Here is an 18,606-nt window from a genome sequence, read left to right on the forward strand (position 1 = left end):
TGACACTAGAAAATAGTTGTTCTACAATTTAGTTAAATTAAGTATAGAGGTGTAATTGATGAAAGAAAATATATTACTTAAAAATCTTGAAGAATATTCAGAAATATTGAAAGCACTGGCACATCCAGTAAGACTGTGTATTTTATGTGGTCTTTATAGTGAAGGAGAAAAAAATGTTACAACAATGCAGGAATGTCTGAAACTGCCCCAATCAACAGTATCACAGCATTTAGCGGTGCTAAGAAATAAAGGAATTATAAAAGGCAATAGAAATGGTCTTGAAATAAATTATAGTATATCTAGTGATATAACAAGGGAAATTATTTCAAAAATATTAGATTTAAATAAAAAGGATGTAAAATAAAGTGGGGGAGCAGATAGCTTTGAATGGCCTAATTTATATACAGGACTATGTCCAGATTATTGCAGATACAATTGCCAGTGTAATTGGTGTCGATGTTACCATAGTTGATAGAAACAATATAAGAGTTGCTGGTACAGGAAAATATAAAGAAAAAATAGGTCAAAAACTAGTAAAAAAATCGGTTTTCACAAAATCTATGATTGAAAACAAAAGTTATATAGTTAAAAATCCAAAGTACGAAGAAGTGTGCTATGAATGCCCAAACAAAAATACATGTATTGAGTTTTCAGAAGTGTGCAGCCCAATTGTAATGGACAAAAAAGTTATCGGTGTAATTGGTCTAGTTGCCTTTTCCTTGGAACAAAAAAAAGCTTTAGAAAGCAATGTTGACAATTTACTTGAATTTTTAAAAAAAATGGGCGACTTACTTTCTACAAAACTTTGGGAAGCTATGAATCAGGAAAAACAAAAAATATTATTAAAACAGATAGAAACCATAATTAATTCTATTGATGATGGTATTATTGCTTTAGGGGAAAATAAAGATATAATTTACATAAATAAAAAGGTTGAAGAAATATTAGGTGGATCTAATATAAAGAAAAATCTAACTTTAAGGAAACTGATAGAAGAAGCAGATATAAATAGAGTACTGCAGTTTGGAAAAGAAATAAAGAATCTGCAGGTAACATATGAAAATATAAGAGTGGTAATAAATGCTAAACCTATTGAATTAGAAAAAAAAATAATAGGTGCAGTTGTGGTGCTAAGAACTATAAAGGATATAAACAGAATAATTAACGATATCTCAATAACTGGGATTTATACAGAATTTAACGATATTATAGGAATTTCAAAGGAAATAAATGAGATTAAGGATAAAGCGAAAAAAGCTTCTCAGGGAAATTCAACGATTTTAATTTTAGGAGAAAGTGGAACAGGAAAAGAACTATTTGCAAGGGCAATTCACAATTGCAGCAAAAGAAAAGATAAACCATTTATAGCAATAAACTGTGCAGCAATACCTGAAAGTTTGCTTGAGAGTGAGCTCTTTGGTTATGAAGAAGGTGCATTTACGGGAGCAAAGAAAGGTGGTAAAATAGGTAAATTTGAACTAGCAAATGGAGGTACAATATTTTTAGATGAAATAGGGGATATGCCTCTCCATTTACAAACAAAGCTATTAAGGGTAATACAGGATAGAAGTATAGAGAAAATAGGTTCAACCATTAATATCCCAATAGATGTCAGAATAATAGCAGCTACTCATAAAGATTTAGAGAACATGGTTACCAATGGAGAATTTCGTCAGGATTTATATTATAGAATAAATGTAATACCTATAAAGATTCCACCATTAAGGCAGAGAAAAGAAGATATCAAGATACTAACTCAGCATATATTAGAAAAATGCAAAAAAAAGCTTTCAAAGAATATAAAGGGCATAGATGAAGAGGCATACAATATGCTTATGAAATATTCTTGGTTTGGAAATGTGAGGGAACTGGAAAATGTAATTGAATATGCAGTAAATATGGAAACAGGGGAATATTTAACTCCTTTCAGTCTGCCAATAAGGATTAAAGAAGATGAAAAAAATGATTATGACAATTGTAACTTAAGATACTTAGAAAAAAAGGCAATAGAACAAGTACTTAGAAAATATAAAAATAGAGATGAAGCTGCAAAGATTTTGGGGATAGGAAGGGCTACACTTTTCCGAAAAATAAAGGAATATAAAATAAAAGTATCAGAATGAGATTAAGTATCATTCTGATACTTTTATTTTGAAACCAATAAAATTAAGCAAAATAGAATACATTCAATTAAATAAGTATCATTTTGATATTAACTTAACAAAATAAACTTATTTAAAAATCAAAAAAATTAAGACTTATCAGGTATTTTAAAGACAAGAATAAAGTTGGCATAGAACTTGCAAGATATATTCTTTGAAAGGTAATAAAATAACAGCAAAAGTCAAAGAAAATTTATTATATTAACTGGAGGTATTATCGTGGATAAGAACTTAATAGTAAACATTTTAAAACAAGAAGTAGTACCTGCTTTAGGATGTACAGAACCAGTAGCTGTTGCTCTATGTGCAGCTGCAGCTTATCAAACTGTAAAGGGAGATATAAAAAAGATTGATGTTAAAGTAAGTCCAAATATTTATAAAAATGGAATGAGCGTAGGCATACCTGGAATCGATAACGTTGGATTAAATTTTGCTGCAGCTTTAGGAGCTGTAGGGGGGAATCCTCAACTAAAACTACAAGTATTAAATGATGTAAAAGATGAGCATAAAACAGCCTGTCTTAAACTAATCGAAGAAAGAAAAGTAGTAGTATCAGTAGAAGAAAATATGGGAAACTTCTTTATAGGCTGTAATGTAGAGACAAGCAGTGGCGTGGGAGTTTGTCATATAAAAAACAGCCACTCTAATATAGTATACTTAGCTGCTGATAATAAAGTAATCTTCGAAAACAATGAAACAGCAGTAACATCAACAACTGCTTTAAGTCCAAAATTAAAGGAATATAATTTAATGGACGCGTTAAATACAATAAAAGAAATGGATTATGAAGAGTTGTTGTTTATGCTTGATGGAGCAAAAATGAATATGGAAATCGCTAAAGTTGGATTAGAACATAACTTTGGCATGAGAATAGGAAAAAATATAAAAAATTTAATAGAAAAAGGAATTTTAGCGGACGATTTATATCATAATGTTGTAATGATGACAGCAGCAGGTTCAGATGCAAGAATGTCTGGACACTTTATGCCGGTTATGAGCAGTGCAGGTTCAGGAAATCATGGTTTAACAGCAATAATACCAGTGGCAGTTGTTGCGCAAAAGCTAAATAAGAAAGATGAAGAATTAGCAAAGGCACTGGCTATATCACATATAACTACAATTTATATAAAACAATATACAGGAAGATTATCTGCAATATGTGGTTGTGGAGTTGCTGCGGCAACAGGTGCAGCAGTAGCAATTTGTTATCTACTTGGAGGATGGGAAAAGGAATTTAAGAATACCATAAGCAATATGGTAGGAGATGTAACAGGAATGATATGTGATGGTGCTAAGGCTGGTTGTGCAATAAAACTATCAACTGCAGCAGGAGCAGCGTTAAAGGCAGCACTACTTGCAATGAATGGTTCATTTGTTCCTTTTGATAACGGAGTAGTTGGAATGACAATGGATGATACTATAAAGAACTTAGGAAGAGTCTGTGCTGAAGGAATGGTACAAACAGACAAAGTTATATTAAATATAATGGTAGAGAAAAATATAGTTAATATTGAATGTTAAAATTATAAAAGTATAACTGGCTTAAGTTTACTGAAACTGAGCCAGTTATTTTTTTAGTAGCTGCAATGTAACTTATAACTTTTATTTGTGGTAGAATAACAATAGGAGTAATATTAATATATATAAACAAATTTCTCAGGGGGGTAGTGTGGATCTTAATTGGCTTGATTTGGTTATTTTGTGTATTATCCTTTATGGTGCATTAGAGGGAATGCTGAAGGGATTTTTAATATCTATTTTAAATATTGTAAATTTGATAATTTCTCTGCTAGCAGCTAAAAGGTTAACACCATTTGTCACAAGTTTTATAATTGATAACACAAAAATCTTTGAAAACCTGAGTAAAATATTTTCAAAAAGATCGAGTACGTTAAATCCAATAACATTAAACATCTTTAAGTTATTAAATTATGATTTAAATTCAGTAAATGAAATGATTACTAATGCATTTATAAATGTTGCTGTTTTCCTTTGTATATATTTTATTTCCACAATATTAATGAATATAATAAATGAAATAATAAGAAAAAAAATCAGAAAAGGGATCTTCAAAAGTATTGATAAACTAGGTGGATTAATATTGGGTATAACAAAATCCCTGGTGTTTTTATTTATAATATTTGCAGTTATTACTCCCATAATGGGAATAATACCTCAAAACAGTGAATTAATAACTGCAATTGGAACATCAAAACTTGCAAAGTATTTTTATTTAGGTAACTTTATTATACCGTGGATTCAAAAATTTACTATTTAATTTAACATAAAGAAACTGAAGGAGGCTTAATTAACAATGAAAACTATAAATTGTGCAGGATTGCCCTGTCCAAAACCTGTTATCATGACAAAAAAAGAACTAGAAAATATCGAAAATGGTGAGCTGGAAGTAATTGTAGATAATTTTGCTGCAAAGGAGAACGTATCTAAATATGCTAAAAGCATAGGGCTGGATTTTACTGTTAACCAGAAAGAAAACTTATATTATATTTTGATAAAGAAAGGAAATAATGAAGTAGCTGAGTGTAGTTTAATGAACTTTGAAAATGAAAAGAACTTAGTTATAGTTGTTGGTAGTGATAAATTAGGTGCAGGTGATGATAAACTTGGTAATGTTTTGATGAAAAGTTATATATATGCACTTACAGAGAGTGAAATAAAACCCAAAACAATTATGTTTTTAAATGGAGGAGTTAAACTTACAACTGAAGGCTCTGAGGTATTGGAAAGTTTAAAAAACCTAGAGTCAAAAGGAGTTGAAATTTTATCCTGTGGTACTTGTTTAGATTTTTATGGGTTAAAGGATAAATTAATCATTGGAAATGTCACAAACATGTATACAATCATAGAAAAAATGAATAATGCAGACAAAACTATTACAATTTAGGAGAGTATATGGAAAAATACATTGTTATAACCTTTGAAAGTATTAATTTTGCGATGCAGTGTGAAGTTGTTCTGAAAACAGAAAAAATAGATTACCAAATAATGCCCACACCAAGGGAGATAACACTGAGCTGTGGCATATCAATCAGAACATCAGATAAATATCTTGATAAAGTTATAGAATTAATAAAAACAAAACGTATAAGGAATAAAGATATTTACGAAATAATTGGAATGGGGAGACAGAAAACAATAAATAAAAAGGGATTAATATGATTATAACAATAATTTTTTATATAGAAGTCATCATTTAGCATAGAGAGGCTTCAAATTTTAATTATATATAATAATATTTTATATATTTACACAATAAAATAAAAAGAGTATAATTTGAGCAGATGAATATTTCAAACAAATGCTAGGGGTGCTGAAAAGCTGAGAAGGAGATATCCTAACCCTTTGAACCTGATGTGGTTAGAACCATCGTAGGGAAGCTGAGCTTTAGTATATTATAACTGAGATACAGCTTGCCATTGGCAAGCTTTTTTTATTAATACAATACCTCAATATTTCAGTTAACTTGCTTAGTTGGTTTTTAATCAAGGTTTTAAGGAAAAATCCTCACCCTTATCAGGGTGAGGATTTTTTGAAGTGCACCGGGCATGGGCGACAGCTTAAGAGTGAAAGTTTGCTATGGGATTGAGATTGGATAACAGTCGTCAAAAGCTAGGGTTTCTACTGAATGGTGAATTTTAAGAAATATGGAGGTAATATATGGAGTTTGATTACTTTGCTGACAAGTTAAAAGAGGAATGCGGTGTATTTGGAATAATAGCAGATAAATACTTGGATTTATCTTCTAATTGTTATACAGGCCTTTTAATGCTTCAACATAGAGGTCAGGAAAGCTGTGGTATATCATTTTGGAATGGAGAAAAACTTCAATGTATAAAAGGAATGGGACTGGTATCCGAGGTTTTTAAAAAAGATATCATAAAAAAAGTCAAGGGTTTTACAGCACTTGGTCATGTAAGATATTCAACCTATGGAGAAAGTAACATAAATAATGCCCAACCTTTATTGGATGAGAAAAACCAAATTTCAATGGCACACAACGGCAATATAACCAATGCAAATGAATTAAAAGAAGATTTGTTAAAAAAAGGAATAAATTTTGTTACAACCACAGATTCAGAAATTATTTTAAGGCTTATATTGAATGGAGATAAAGAGGATGTGGTGAAATCAATAAAAGAGACTATGACAAAAATTAAAGGTTCATATAGTGTGCTGATGCAAATAAAAGATAAACTTATAGGATTTAGAGATCCTAGAGGAATAAGACCAATGTGCATTGGAAAACTAAAGGATTCATTTATTCTGGCATCGGAAAGCTGTTCACTAAAGGCAATAGGAGCCCAATTAGTAAGGGACGTTAAGCCAGGTGAAATAGTAATAATAGATAAATATGGAATGAAATCAGAAATCTTTGAAAAAAATGAAAAGCAGATGACATGTGTTTTTGAATATATATATTTTGCCAGACATGACAGCATAATTGATAAAATTGATGTTTATAACTTTAGAATATCATCAGGAGTAGAACTTTATAAGGAAAATAAAACAGATGCAGATATAGTTATTGGCGTTCCAGATTCGGGAATACCAGCAGCAATTGGATTTTCAAGGGCATCAGGAATACCATATGATTTAGGCTTAGTTAAAAATAAATATATTGGAAGAACTTTTATAGAACCTCATGAATGGAAAAGAAAAAAGAATGCGGCTTTAAAGTTAAATGTTATTGAGTCAAATATAAAAGGAAAAAGGGTAGTTGTTGTGGATGATTCATTAGTAAGGGGTACAACAAGTAGAGCTATAGTTGAAAAGCTCAGGTATGCCGGAGCAAGGGAGATACATTTCAGAATAGCATCACCCATAATTAAATCTCCGTGCTTTTTAGGAATTAATATGTCAAAGCATAGTGAACTTTTAGGTTCAGATAAAAGTATAGATGAAATAAAAAAGAGTATAGGAGCAGATAGCATTGGATATTTAAGTATAGAAGGATTATTGAAATCACTAAATAAAAAAGAAGTATGTTTAAAGTGCTTTAACAGGGCTATTTAAGAATTTCATGTTATAAAGTGATTTACTATCAATGTATAGAGAAAGGAGGGATAAATAATGATTATTAATGGTAAAAACATGGAGTTTGATAATGGTATTAATATCATGGAATTGCTTAAAAAGTTCAATCTTTCAGAGGATAAGGTTGTTGTAGAGCTTAATTATGAAATAATACCAAAGGAAAAATTTTCGCAAATAGTTTTAAACAAGGAAGATAAGCTTGAAATAGTCAGTTTTGTTGGGGGTGGTTGATTTGAATGTATTTGTAAACGAAAAGTCCATTGAGATAGAGAACAATGAAACAGCTTATATGGTAAGGGAAAGAATAAAAAAAGATGCTGACATAGTTGTATTAAATGGATTTATCATTAATGAGGATAAAATGTTAAAAGAAAATGATAAACTAAGCCTGATTAAGAGGGGAGAAATACCATCAGAGGAGGATTTGGAAGGATTTTTAGTTTCTCGCCATACTCCAGGAATACATGAAAAGTTAAAGAAAGCTAGTGTTGGCATCGCTGGTCTTGGAGGTCTAGGCTCCAACGTGGCAGTATCACTTGCAAGGATAGGAGTAGGAAAACTCATTTTAGTTGATTTTGATGTAGTTGAGCCAAGTAATTTAAATAGACAACAGTATTTTATAAGACATATAGGAATGAAGAAAACGGAAGCATTGAAGGAGATTTTAAAAGAAATAAATCCATTTATTAAGATTGAAACAAAGGATGTATATCTTGATAAGTCAAATGTAAAAAGCATATTCAGTGATGTAGATATAATTGTTGAAGCCTTTGATAATCCCAAGTGCAAAGCAGAAATTACAACAACTGTTTTAACACAAATGGAAGATAAGATAGTTGTTGCAGCATCAGGTATGGCAGGATACTTTTCAAACAATACAATAGTAACAAAAAAAGTAACCGACAGATTTTATCTAATAGGCGACGATATTTCAGAAGCCAAGATAGGTTGTGGTTTAATGGCACCAAGGGTAGCAATAGCTGCAAATCATCAGGCAAATACAGTTATGAGATTAATACTTGGAGAGATGGATGTTTAAAAGGGGTGTTTTTATGGATAAGTTAATAATTGGCGGAGTTGAATTAAACAGCAGATTACTTATAGGAACAGGAAAATATTGCAGTAATAAAATTATGCCAGATGTAATTAGGGCATGTGGAACCCAAATAGTTACAATGGCAGTCAGAAGAGTTGACTTAGATAATAAAGATGAGAATATTTTAGAGTACATACCTAAGGATATAATACTTCTTCCAAACACATCAGGAGCTAGAAATGCAGAGGAAGCAGTAAGGATTGCAAGGTTGGCAAGGGCAATGGGATGTGGAAATTGGGTTAAAATTGAAGTGATTTCAGATAATAAATATCTATTACCAGATAACTTTGAAACGATTAAAGCAACGGAGATACTTGCAAAGGAAGGCTTTGTTGTTCTTCCTTACATGAGTCCAGATCTGATGGCAGCTAAAAGGTTTGTGGATGCAGGTGCTGCAGCAGTAATGCCACTTGGCGCACCAATAGGAACTAACAGAGGTATTAGAACAAAGGAACTTGTTCAAATACTTATAGATGAAATAAATCTTCCAATAATAGTTGACGCAGGAATAGGAAAACCATCGGAAGCAGCAGAAGCAATGGAAATGGGTGCAGCTGCAGTATTAGTTAATACGGCAATTGCATCGTCGGAAAATCCAATAAAAATGGCTGAAGCTTTTTCTTTAGCAGTTAAGGCGGGAAGACTTGCTTATAATGCTAAGCTTGGAGAAGAAAAAAAATATGCAAATGCTTCCTCACCATTAACAGGATTTCTATTTGAAGGTGATAAAAAATGAGTTTTTATGAAGAATATCTTCGTTATAGTAATTTTGATTTTGAAGGTTTTTTCAACAGCGTAACAAAAGAGGATGTTTTAAAGGTTCTAAATAAAAATAAGGTAGGAGAAATGGATTTTCTTCGCCTTTTATCACCAGCAGCTGAAAAAGTCCTTGAAATTATTGCACAAAGGGCACATATGCTTTCTGTCAGGCATTTTGGCAAAACTATCCTTTTATATACCCCCTTATATATATCCAATTATTGTGTAAACAGGTGTGCTTACTGCAGCTTTAATTTAGATAATAACATACAAAGAAGGCAGCTTACATTGGAAGAGATTGATGCAGAAGCAAATACTATAGCAAAAACAGGACTTAGACATATTCTTTTATTAACTGGTGAGTCAAAAAAGGAAACCCCAATTTCATATATAAAAGATGCTATAAATATATTAAAAAAATATTTTGAATCAATTACCATTGAAATTTATCCATTAACAGAAAATGAGTATAAAGAAATAGTGGAATCAGGGGCAGATGGGTTGACAATATATCAAGAAGTATATGATGAGTCTGTATACGATAGGGTTCACATTGCTGGTCCAAAGAAAAATTACAAGTTCAGACTTGATGCTCCAGAAAGGGGTTGCAAAGCAAAATTTAAAAGTATAAGCATTGGTGCTCTTTTAGGTTTGAATAATTGGAGAATAGAGGCTTTTATGTCAGGTCTTCATGGAAAATATCTTCAGGATAGATATACAGATGTTGAGATAGCCATGGCAATTCCAAGGATAAGACCCCATGTAGGAATATTTCAGGATGTTTATCCTGTTAGTGATAAAGACCTGGTACAAGTAATGCTTGCATATAGAATATTTTTACCATATTCAGGTATAAATGTTTCAACCCGAGAAAGAGATGAATTCAGGGATAAGTTAATTCCTTTAGGAGTCACAAAAATGTCAGCAGGTGTTTCAACGGAGGTTGGAGGACATACTTCTTCAAATAATGGAAATGGGCAATTTGAAATATCTGATAAAAGAAGTGTTAATCAAATAAAAGAAGCAATTATAAAAATGGGATATCAACCTATATTTAAGGATTGGTTTAGATTATAAGAGGAGGATGACAAAATGAATTATACAACTCAAATGGATGCAGCGAGAAAAGGTATAATAACAAATGAAATGAAGATAGTAGCAGAGAAGGAAAATATTGATAAAGAAATTTTAAGAAAGCTCTTAGCAGAGGGTAAGGTGGTTATACCCGCAAATAAGAATCACAAATCATTAAGTCCAGAAGGGATTGGGGAAGGATTAAGAACAAAGATAAATGTAAATCTTGGAGTTTCAAAGGATTGTAAAAGTTTTGAAAAAGAAATGAAAAAGGTTAAAGTTGCACTTGAAATGAAGGTAGAGTCAATAATGGATCTAAGTTCCTATGGTAAAACATCAGAATTTAGAAAAAATCTTATAGATATGTCACCTGCAATGATAGGTACGGTTCCGGTATATGACGCAGTTGGATTTTATGATAAAGAACTATCTGACATAACAGTTGATGAGTTTTTTGATGTAGTAGAAAAACATGCTGAGGATGGTGTTGATTTTGTAACAATACATGCAGGATTAAACAGAGAAACAATAGAAGTTTTTAAGAGAAATAAGAGGATAACAAATATAGTTTCAAGAGGTGGATCTTTGATGTATGCATGGATGGAGCTAAACAATGCAGAAAATCCATTTTTTGAGCACTACGACAGACTTCTTGATATATGTGAAAAATATGATTTGACTCTAAGTCTTGGAGATGCATGCAGACCTGGAAGTATAAATGACTCAACAGATGCCTGTCAAATAAAGGAACTCATGATACTTGGAGAACTTACACTTAGGGCATGGAGAAGAAACGTTCAGGTTATGATTGAAGGACCGGGACATATGGCGTTAAATGAAATTGCAGCAAATATGATACTTGAAAAGAGACTTTGTCATGGAGCTCCCTTTTATGTATTAGGGCCAATAGTTACAGATGTAGCCCCGGGATATGATCATATAACTAGTGCAATAGGAGGAGCAGTGGCAGCAGCAAATGGAGCGGATTTCCTTTGTTATGTTACTCCAGCTGAGCATTTAAGACTTCCCAGCCTAGAGGATATGAAAGAAGGAATAATTGCATCTAAAATAGCTGCCCATGCAGCAGATATTGCCAAAAAAGTTAATGGGGCAAGAGAATGGGATAATGAAATGAGTAAAGCAAGACAGGAACTTAACTGGGAAAAAATGTTTAATCTTGCTATGGATCCAGAAAAAGCAAGAAGATATAGAAAAGAATCTTTACCGGAACATGAGGATAGTTGTACAATGTGTGGAAAAATGTGCTCAATGAGAAATATGAATAAAATAATGAATGGAAAGAACATAAATATTTTAAGAGAGGACAATTAATCAAAGATATTAGATAATGATGAAGGGGAGAGAGCAAAATGCTCTACTTAATAACCAATAGGAATTTAATTAAAAATGGCAGTTTAACTGATGTTATTGAAGAGGCTGTTAAAGGTGGAGTAGATGCAGTAATACTAAGGGAAAAGGATCTTTCAACAGAAGAACTTCTACCAATGGTATATGATATAAAAAATAGAATAAAAGATACAGGAGCAAAACTGATTATAAACAGCAATTTTGAAGCAGCAAAGATTGTAAATGCAGAGGGATATCACTGCAGCTTTGAAGTTTTCATAAGAGAAAGACCAAAATTTTGCGGATTTATAGGGGTTTCAGTACATACCTTGAGGAGTCTATTGAGGCACAACGCAAAGGTGCTGATTATATAATGGTAAGTCATATTTTTTGGACAGATTGCAAAAAAGGTTTAGAACCTAAGGGACTAGATTTTATAAAAACAATTAAATCTAATGTTAATATACCAGTAATAGCACTAGGCGGCATAAATAAAGAAAATGCAAAAAAAGTGATGAATGCTGGAGCGGATGGGATAGCGGTAATGTCTTCAATTATGGCAGCAGAAAATCCAAAGCTCGTCTCACAGCAGTTAAAAAGAGAAATTAAAGTAGTGTTATAAACAAATAAATAACATCTCTCTTCAAAGGAAAAGCTAATTGCAAAATAAACTTTGAAGAGAGATGTATTATTATGCCAAGGATTTTTAGTCAAAGGATTTACCTTTACTTTTAATGAGAAGCTTTTATAAAAACATTACATATGAGTTTATGAAACAGTATGCGTAATTTTTTAAAATAAGAAGTTAAAATGGAATTCTAAAAAATTAAAAAGATAACCGTTTTTATTGAAGATAAAAATTGGACAAGCATACCATTATGTAAATAAAATATAAAATTAAATAATAAAAACTTATCATTTTACGTTAAAAGCTTTATAATATGGTTAAAATCAGTAAAAAGGAGGTTTTAGATTGAAGGGGATAGATTTTTTAAAGGGTAGAATTAATGTATTGGATTTGACTATAACTCAGGATGAAATTATAAATATTATAATTAAGTTTGCAACGATAATTTTTATAATATTTGCAACAAAAATATTGATAAAAGTAGTAAATAAATTAATAGAAAAATTCTTTCATACACAGAAGAACTCAAGGTTTCCAATAAATGAAAAGAAGGCTGACACATTAAGTGAGTTATTAAAAAGTGTTGTAAGATATGCACTGTATTTTGTCTCCATACTATGGATAGCTGAACAGATTCTTCCTAACAGTACAAAGACAATTTTAACATTAACAAGTGTTGCAGGTGTTGCTATAGGTTTTGGTGCACAGAGCGTTGTAAAGGATGTAATTGCTGGTTTTTTTATTTTATTTGAAGATCAATTTGCTGTTGGAGATTATATAATCGTAGATAATATGTCTGGAGTTGTTGAAGTTGTTGGTTTAAGGGTAACAAAACTCAGGGATTTTACAGGAGATTTACATATCATACCTAATGGTTCAATAGTTAAAGTTACAAATAAATCAAGGGGAAATATGAGAGCCTTAGTTAACGTGGACATAGCATATGAAGAGGATATAGATCATGCTGTAAAGGTAATAAAAGAAACATGTCAGGAAATAAAGAAGGATTACCAGGATATAATAGTTGAAGGACCGGATGTATCAGGAGTAACTAACCTTGGTACTTCAGGAATAACCTTAAGAGTTATAGCAAAAACAGTTCCAATGAAACAATGGGATGTTGAAATGGAACTGAGAAGAAGAATAAAATATGCTTTAGATAAGGAAGGTATAGAGATACCTTATCCTAGAAATGTAATAATACATAAAAACAGGGAGAGATGAATATGATAATGAGTTTTAATTTAGGCGACATAGTTGAAACAAGAAAACAACATCCTTGTGGCAGTAAAAATTGGGAAATAATAAGGCTTGGAGCAGATATAAAAATTAAATGCTGTGGATGTGGAAGGATAATAATGCTTGAAAGATCAAAATTTGAGAAATCTGTTAAAAAAATAATCAAAAAAACAGAGGAACAATAAAATAAAAATATTGCCCGATTAAACATAATGTGATAGAATTTTAATGTTATATCCCTGCTCAGTAATGAGCCGTTAGTCCGAGGGGAGGAGGTGAACAACGTGAATAGATACGAAGCACTATTTGTTTTAATTCCTTCTTTAACTGAAGAAGAAGTTAAGGCAGCAATCGAAAGAGTTAAGGGTGTTATTGAAGGCAATGGTGGTGTTGTTGATAACGTTGATGAATGGGGTAAGAGAAGACTTGCTTATGAAATCAACAAGATCAACGAAGGATACTACGTTCTTTGCAACTTCACATCAAACCCAGAATTACCTAAAGAATTAGATAGAGTTCTTAGAATCTCTGACAACGTAATGAGACACATTATAGTTAACCTTGACTAATTTTAAGGTGGTGTATTTATGAACAAAGTTTTTCTAATAGGCAGATTAACTCGTGATCCAGAGCTTAAGTTTACTCCAGGAACGGGGAATGCTGTGGCCACCTTTTCATTAGCGGTTGACAGGAATTATGTTGGTCAAAGCGGTCAAAGGGAAGCTGATTTTATCAACATAGTATGCTGGAGAAAACTTGCAGAACATGTTGCTAACAACCTTGGTAAAGGAAGGCTTGTAGCTGTTGCTGGAAGAATTGAGACTAGAAGTTATCAAGCCCAGGACGGTTCAAAGAGATATGTTACTGAGGTAGTGGCAGACGAAGTTAAGTTCCTTGACTGGCCAAAGGAGGGAAGTTCTTCCTATAGAGGTGGAGCGACAATCCCTGAAGATTCTAGAGAGCAGGAATCAGGTTTCTTCGAAGTTGATGGAGATGATGATATTCCATTTTAATCTTTAAGGTAAGGAGGGAAAGAGATGTCAAACGTAAAAAAGGGCGGAATGAACAAGCAAAGAAGGGCAAAGAAAAGAGTTTGCGCTTTCTGCATGGATAAATCCGAAACTATCGATTACAAAGATATAGCTAAGCTTAAGAAGTTTATAACTGAAAGAGGTAAGATTTTACCAAGAAGAATTTCAGGAAACTGTGCTAAGCACCAAAGAGAGCTTACTATAGCTATAAAGAGAGCAAGAAATATTGCGTTACTTCCATACACAACAGAATAACGCTGAATAAAAGTGCCGAAAGGCACTTTTTTGCTTATACAAGTCCTATTTTAACTTGATAATTGTCCTTCTATGTTGTAGCATTACATTAAAAGGAATTATTTTGGAATTTTGATTAAGGATTATAATTATAAAAGACATGGGGGGAAATAGATGTTTAACAATGAGGATTTTGATATAATGGGAAATATTAAACTTATAGAAAACTATAAAACTTTTATGCTTTCTGCAGTTGCTGACTTATTTATGACTATGTCAAAGGAAAGTAAATCAAATATGGATGAAATAAGTGATGAGCTATCTGAAATTATTATATTATCATATTTATTGGCTAAAAAACTTGGTATAAATTTTCATCCTTAGATGAAAAAATCATTAAAAAATTAAAAGTTGGAGCTGCTAAAGATGATAAAATAAACAGAGAATATCAGGATTATGCAAAATTAATTTCATACATCAGAGATAGAAAAGAAATATAAGGGTATAATTTAAAGTGTACAAAGGGGGTTTTTGGATGGACAGAAGAAGTTCAACTAGAGCTATGGTGGAGTCTGCACTGTTATCTGCAATAGCTGTAATATTAGTTATTATCAGCATTAATTTACCTATCTTTTATTTCGTAGGCTTATTTATGGGTATGTTACCCATTACGTTAATATATTTAAGAAGTGGTTTTAAATTTGCCCTAATGTCTTCCTTCGTTGTGGCAGCTGTATCAGCAATAACTATAGATCCATTAGGTGGTATATCATTAGCAGTGATATTCAGTATGATAGGATTAGTAATGGGGTATTGTATAAAGAAACAAAAGGGCTCAACAACAACAATATTATATATGTCAGTTGTTATTTTTATTGCATTAATTATAGGGATAAAGCTTACATCTTTGTTAATTGGACAGGACTCAATTGAACAGATGATGAAGGTAATGGAATCAAACTTTAAATTTGCAAGGGAAACCTATGTTAAAATGGGAATACCTAAACAATCATTGGAAGTCATAGATAATTTCATAAAAAGTATTCCAATGATGAAGGTAATAATACCTACAGCTTTAATTTTTAGTGCTGTATTTCAAGCTTTTATCAGTTATATAATTTCAAGAAAAATATTACAGAGGTTTGGATATAATTTAGAAAAAGTAAAAACATTATCACAATGGTATGTATCAGCACAGCTGGCAATGCCTATAATGATAATATATATAATTTCTATAATCTTGTATATGTATAGACCGGAAACAAAGGCTTATATAATAAATGCACAATATATGTTCATGACGATATTTTTCATAAACGGTATAGCGGCTTTAGATAGTTTCCTGAAAAAGAAAGAAGTTGCAAAGGGATTAAGAATACTTATAATATTTTTCTGTATTAATCCTGGACTAGAAAGAATTTTATTTTTTGTAGGTTTATTTGATTATCTATTTAATTTCAGGGGTCTAGATAAAACAAGGAGGCCACTTTTAAAAAAATAGAAAAATACTATTAATACCTCAGATGGAGGGTTTAAAATGGATAGTAGATTTAAAATTTTCTTTCCCAACACAAAGATTTATATGCTGATAATAGCATCACTTATAGGGGTTACATTTTATTATAACCTATATATTGGAATTTTCGGTCTTTTTATATTCATTTATCTTGTATGGTATAACATTAGAAACAATAGAATGAGAAAAGACGAATGGGATAGGTTAGTTGGTGATTTATCAGAAAATCTTGATGTTGCAGGAAGAAATACAATATCAAAGATACCCATGCCACTGGTTATAATAAATAATTCAGGCAAAATAATATGGCTGAACAATTTATTTAACAGTATAGTTAATCAAAATATGTATGGTAAAGAAATAAATACGATAATTAAGGATTTTTCCATACAGAAGATAATTGAAAAAAAGATAAACAGTTTTGAAAAAGTAGAGATAAACGGAGAAATATATAATGTTTTAGTAAGCCCCATTGAAAACAATGTTAAAAAGCAAGATAAGAAATACATTATAATACTGTATTTCATAAACAAAACAGATTATCATACTCTTTATGAGATGTATAACGATAAAAAGCCAATAACAGCTCTTATAGAAGTAGATAATTATGATGATGTAATCAAAAGTACTGAAGAAGCAAACAGACCATTACTGATAGCAGAGGTGGATAGAAGGATAAACACCTTTGCAACTGAACTTGAGGGTGTTATAAGAAAATACGATGATAATAAATATATAGTTATATTTGAAAATAAAAATCTAAATCATTTGATTGAGAAGAAATTTGATATACTTGACAACTTAAGGGATATAGACGTAGGTAACAAGCTTCCTGTTACTTTAAGCATAGGAATAGGTAAAAATAGTGAGAACCTATATAAACTACATCAATATGCAATTGCTGCTAAAGATTTAGCCCTAGGTAGAGGTGGTGATCAGGCGGTAATAAAGGATGGCGACAGACTCTCATTTTTTGGTGGTAAATCCAAGGAAGTGGAGAAGAGAACTAAGGTAAAGGCAAGGGTAATTGCCCATGCAATAGGTGATTTAATTGACCAAAGCAGTGAAGTTATAATTATGGGACATGATGTACCAGATATAGACTGTTTAGGTGCAGCTTTAGGTATATATAGAGGCTGCAGGCTTAAACAGAAAAATGCCTATATACTTCTGAATAAAACTAATAAATCAATTGAAAAAATAGTTGATAAGATAAACAAAAGTGAGGAACATCAAGGTATATTCATAAATAATGAAACTGCAATGCAGAAAATTCAAAGAAATCCTCTCTTAGTAATCCTTGATGTTCACAGGCGAAATTTTGTTGAATTTCCCGACTTAGTAGATAAAATAACAAATAAAGTAATAATAGATCATCATAGAAAAAGTGCTGATTTTATAGATAATGCAACTATTTCTTATATAGAGACATATGCATCTTCAACCTGTGAACTGGTAACAGAAATACTTCAGTATTTAATTGAAAAACCGAAACTTCACGAAATAGAAGCTCAGGCACTTATGGCTGGAATATATGTAGATACAAAGAACTTTACCTTTAAAACAGGTGTAAGAACTTTTGAAGCAGCAGGTTTTTTAAGAAGGCTTGGAGCGGATTTAATTGAGATTAAAAAATTATTTTCAGATGACCTTGAAACCTATATAGAAAGAACAACCCTTGTAAGCAAAGCAGAAATTTACAACAATAACATTGCTATTGCCCTTCATGAAGGAGAGATTAAAAATACTTTAATTGTTCCACAAGCTGCAGACGAGCTTCTGAAAATAAATGGAATTGAAGCATCATTTGTACTTGCCACAGTAGAAAATGATATAATGATAAGTGGGAGGTCCTTTGGTGATATAAATGTACAACTGATTCTTGAGAGTATTGGCGGAGGAGGTCACATGACTATAGCAGGAGCTAGACTTTCCAATATTTCTATAAATGAAGCAAAGAGTATATTGATAGATTCTATAAACAAATACTTGGAGGAGAGTGACAAGAAATGAAAGTAATTTTAAAGGCAGATATTAAAGGTGTTGGAAAAAAAGGTGAAATAATAAATGCTTCAGATGGGTATGCAAGAAACTTTTTATTTCCAAGAGGTCTTGCTATTGAGGCAAATGAAGGAAATATGAAGATATATGAAGCACAAAAAGCAAGTCAGGCAAAGAAAAAAGAAGAGGAACTTAAAAATGCAAAGGAACTTGCCAATAAAATATCTGAAGTTAGTGTCAGCTTAAAAGTTAAATCAGGGGAAAATGGTAAATTATTTGGTTCAATTACTTCAAAGGATATAGCAGAAGAACTAAAGAAGCAGCATGGAATTGATATAGATAAGAAAAAGATTGCATTAAACGAAGCAATAAAAGTAGCAGGTACATTCATGGTTGATGTTAAGGTCTATCCAGAAGTTTCAGCTAAACTTAAAGTAATGATTCAACCCCTTTAAGAGAGGAGT

21 protein-coding genes, 1 pseudogene and 1 riboswitch are annotated in these 18,606 nt (G+C 31.5%); all 22 genes and pseudogenes read left to right on the plus strand.

The window, feature by feature from the left end:
* Window positions 1-58 precede the first annotated feature (58 nt).
* On the plus strand, window positions 59-364 hold the full coding sequence (locus tag Q428_RS06505; RefSeq protein WP_035379304.1) for an ArsR/SmtB family transcription factor: 306 nt from the start codon (window positions 59-61) through the stop codon (window positions 362-364).
* Window positions 365-383: 19 nt separating this feature from the next.
* Window positions 384-2,123, plus strand: a complete 1,740-nt coding sequence (locus tag Q428_RS06510) for a sigma 54-interacting transcriptional regulator (protein WP_035379356.1) — start codon at window positions 384-386, stop codon at window positions 2,121-2,123.
* A 258-nt stretch (window positions 2,124-2,381) separates the two neighbouring features.
* Window positions 2,382-3,683: an L-cysteine desulfidase family protein gene (locus Q428_RS06515; protein ID WP_051515014.1), complete on the plus strand. Its 1,302-nt coding sequence runs from the start codon at window positions 2,382-2,384 to the stop codon at window positions 3,681-3,683.
* Between the two features lie 148 nt (window positions 3,684-3,831).
* Window positions 3,832-4,440, plus strand: coding sequence for a CvpA family protein (locus Q428_RS06520; RefSeq protein ID WP_035379308.1), 609 nt, complete (start codon window positions 3,832-3,834; stop codon window positions 4,438-4,440).
* Between the two features lie 36 nt (window positions 4,441-4,476).
* Window positions 4,477-5,067: a sulfurtransferase-like selenium metabolism protein YedF gene (gene yedF / locus Q428_RS06525; RefSeq protein ID WP_035379309.1), complete on the plus strand. Its 591-nt coding sequence runs from the start codon at window positions 4,477-4,479 to the stop codon at window positions 5,065-5,067.
* 8 nt (window positions 5,068-5,075) lie between these two features.
* Window positions 5,076-5,342: a putative Se/S carrier protein gene (locus Q428_RS06530; protein ID WP_035379311.1), complete on the plus strand. Its 267-nt coding sequence runs from the start codon at window positions 5,076-5,078 to the stop codon at window positions 5,340-5,342.
* A 134-nt stretch (window positions 5,343-5,476) separates the two neighbouring features.
* Window positions 5,477-5,575, plus strand: a riboswitch (TPP riboswitch).
* Window positions 5,576-5,840: 265 nt separating this feature from the next.
* On the plus strand, window positions 5,841-7,196 hold the full coding sequence (gene purF / locus Q428_RS06535) for an amidophosphoribosyltransferase (RefSeq protein WP_035379313.1): 1,356 nt from the start codon (window positions 5,841-5,843) through the stop codon (window positions 7,194-7,196).
* A 57-nt stretch (window positions 7,197-7,253) separates the two neighbouring features.
* Window positions 7,254-7,448, plus strand: a complete 195-nt coding sequence (gene thiS / locus Q428_RS06540) for a sulfur carrier protein ThiS (RefSeq protein WP_035379314.1) — start codon at window positions 7,254-7,256, stop codon at window positions 7,446-7,448.
* A 1-nt stretch (window position 7,449) separates the two neighbouring features.
* The gene (thiF, locus tag Q428_RS06545) at window positions 7,450-8,256 is read left to right on the plus strand and encodes a sulfur carrier protein ThiS adenylyltransferase ThiF (RefSeq protein WP_035379316.1); all 807 of its coding nucleotides are present in this window, start codon (window positions 7,450-7,452) and stop codon (window positions 8,254-8,256) included.
* 13 nt (window positions 8,257-8,269) lie between these two features.
* Window positions 8,270-9,049: a thiazole synthase gene (locus Q428_RS06550; RefSeq protein WP_035379357.1), complete on the plus strand. Its 780-nt coding sequence runs from the start codon at window positions 8,270-8,272 to the stop codon at window positions 9,047-9,049.
* A complete protein-coding gene (thiH, locus tag Q428_RS06555; RefSeq protein WP_035379318.1) occupies window positions 9,046-10,149 on the plus strand; it encodes a 2-iminoacetate synthase ThiH in 1,104 nt (367 codons plus the stop codon). Before Q428_RS06550 ends, thiH begins: the two co-directional genes overlap by 4 nt.
* Window positions 10,150-10,164: 15 nt before the next feature.
* Entirely contained in the window at window positions 10,165-11,478 is a 1,314-nt protein-coding gene (thiC, locus tag Q428_RS06560; protein ID WP_035379320.1) for a phosphomethylpyrimidine synthase ThiC, read from the plus strand.
* A gap of 38 nt (window positions 11,479-11,516) precedes the next feature.
* Window positions 11,517-12,115: pseudogene (locus tag Q428_RS06565) on the plus strand (thiamine phosphate synthase).
* Between the two features lie 351 nt (window positions 12,116-12,466).
* Complete coding sequence (locus Q428_RS06570; RefSeq protein WP_035379322.1) at window positions 12,467-13,345, plus strand: mechanosensitive ion channel family protein; 879 nt, start codon at window positions 12,467-12,469, stop codon at window positions 13,343-13,345.
* A 2-nt stretch (window positions 13,346-13,347) separates the two neighbouring features.
* Window positions 13,348-13,545, plus strand: a complete 198-nt coding sequence (locus Q428_RS06575) for a DUF951 domain-containing protein (RefSeq protein WP_035379324.1) — start codon at window positions 13,348-13,350, stop codon at window positions 13,543-13,545.
* 99 nt (window positions 13,546-13,644) lie between these two features.
* Window positions 13,645-13,929 (plus strand): 30S ribosomal protein S6, encoded by a 285-nt coding sequence (gene rpsF, locus Q428_RS06580; protein WP_035379326.1) that lies wholly within the window; start codon window positions 13,645-13,647, stop codon window positions 13,927-13,929.
* Window positions 13,930-13,947: 18 nt separating this feature from the next.
* A complete protein-coding gene (locus Q428_RS06585) occupies window positions 13,948-14,373 on the plus strand; it encodes a single-stranded DNA-binding protein (protein WP_035379328.1) in 426 nt (141 codons plus the stop codon).
* Between the two features lie 24 nt (window positions 14,374-14,397).
* Window positions 14,398-14,646, plus strand: coding sequence for a 30S ribosomal protein S18 (gene rpsR, locus Q428_RS06590; RefSeq protein WP_035379330.1), 249 nt, complete (start codon window positions 14,398-14,400; stop codon window positions 14,644-14,646).
* Between the two features lie 153 nt (window positions 14,647-14,799).
* The gene (locus Q428_RS14470; RefSeq protein ID WP_051515015.1) at window positions 14,800-15,009 is read left to right on the plus strand and encodes a MazG-like family protein; all 210 of its coding nucleotides are present in this window, start codon (window positions 14,800-14,802) and stop codon (window positions 15,007-15,009) included.
* Window positions 15,010-15,160: 151 nt separating this feature from the next.
* Window positions 15,161-16,126 carry a YybS family protein gene (locus Q428_RS06600; RefSeq protein ID WP_035379332.1) on the plus strand — a complete coding sequence of 322 codons (966 nt, stop codon included), beginning with the start codon at window positions 15,161-15,163 and terminating at the stop codon, window positions 16,124-16,126.
* 36 nt (window positions 16,127-16,162) lie between these two features.
* Window positions 16,163-18,154: a DHH family phosphoesterase gene (locus tag Q428_RS06605; RefSeq protein ID WP_035379334.1), complete on the plus strand. Its 1,992-nt coding sequence runs from the start codon at window positions 16,163-16,165 to the stop codon at window positions 18,152-18,154.
* On the plus strand, window positions 18,151-18,597 hold the full coding sequence (rplI, locus tag Q428_RS06610; protein ID WP_035379336.1) for a 50S ribosomal protein L9: 447 nt from the start codon (window positions 18,151-18,153) through the stop codon (window positions 18,595-18,597). The genes Q428_RS06605 and rplI overlap by 4 nt, the downstream gene beginning before the upstream one ends.
* Window positions 18,598-18,606 lie beyond the last annotated feature (9 nt).

Origin of the sequence: Fervidicella metallireducens AeB, from assembly GCF_000601455.1 — a bacterium.
GTDB classification, from domain to species: Bacteria; Bacillota; Clostridia; order Clostridiales; family Caloramatoraceae; genus Fervidicella; species Fervidicella metallireducens.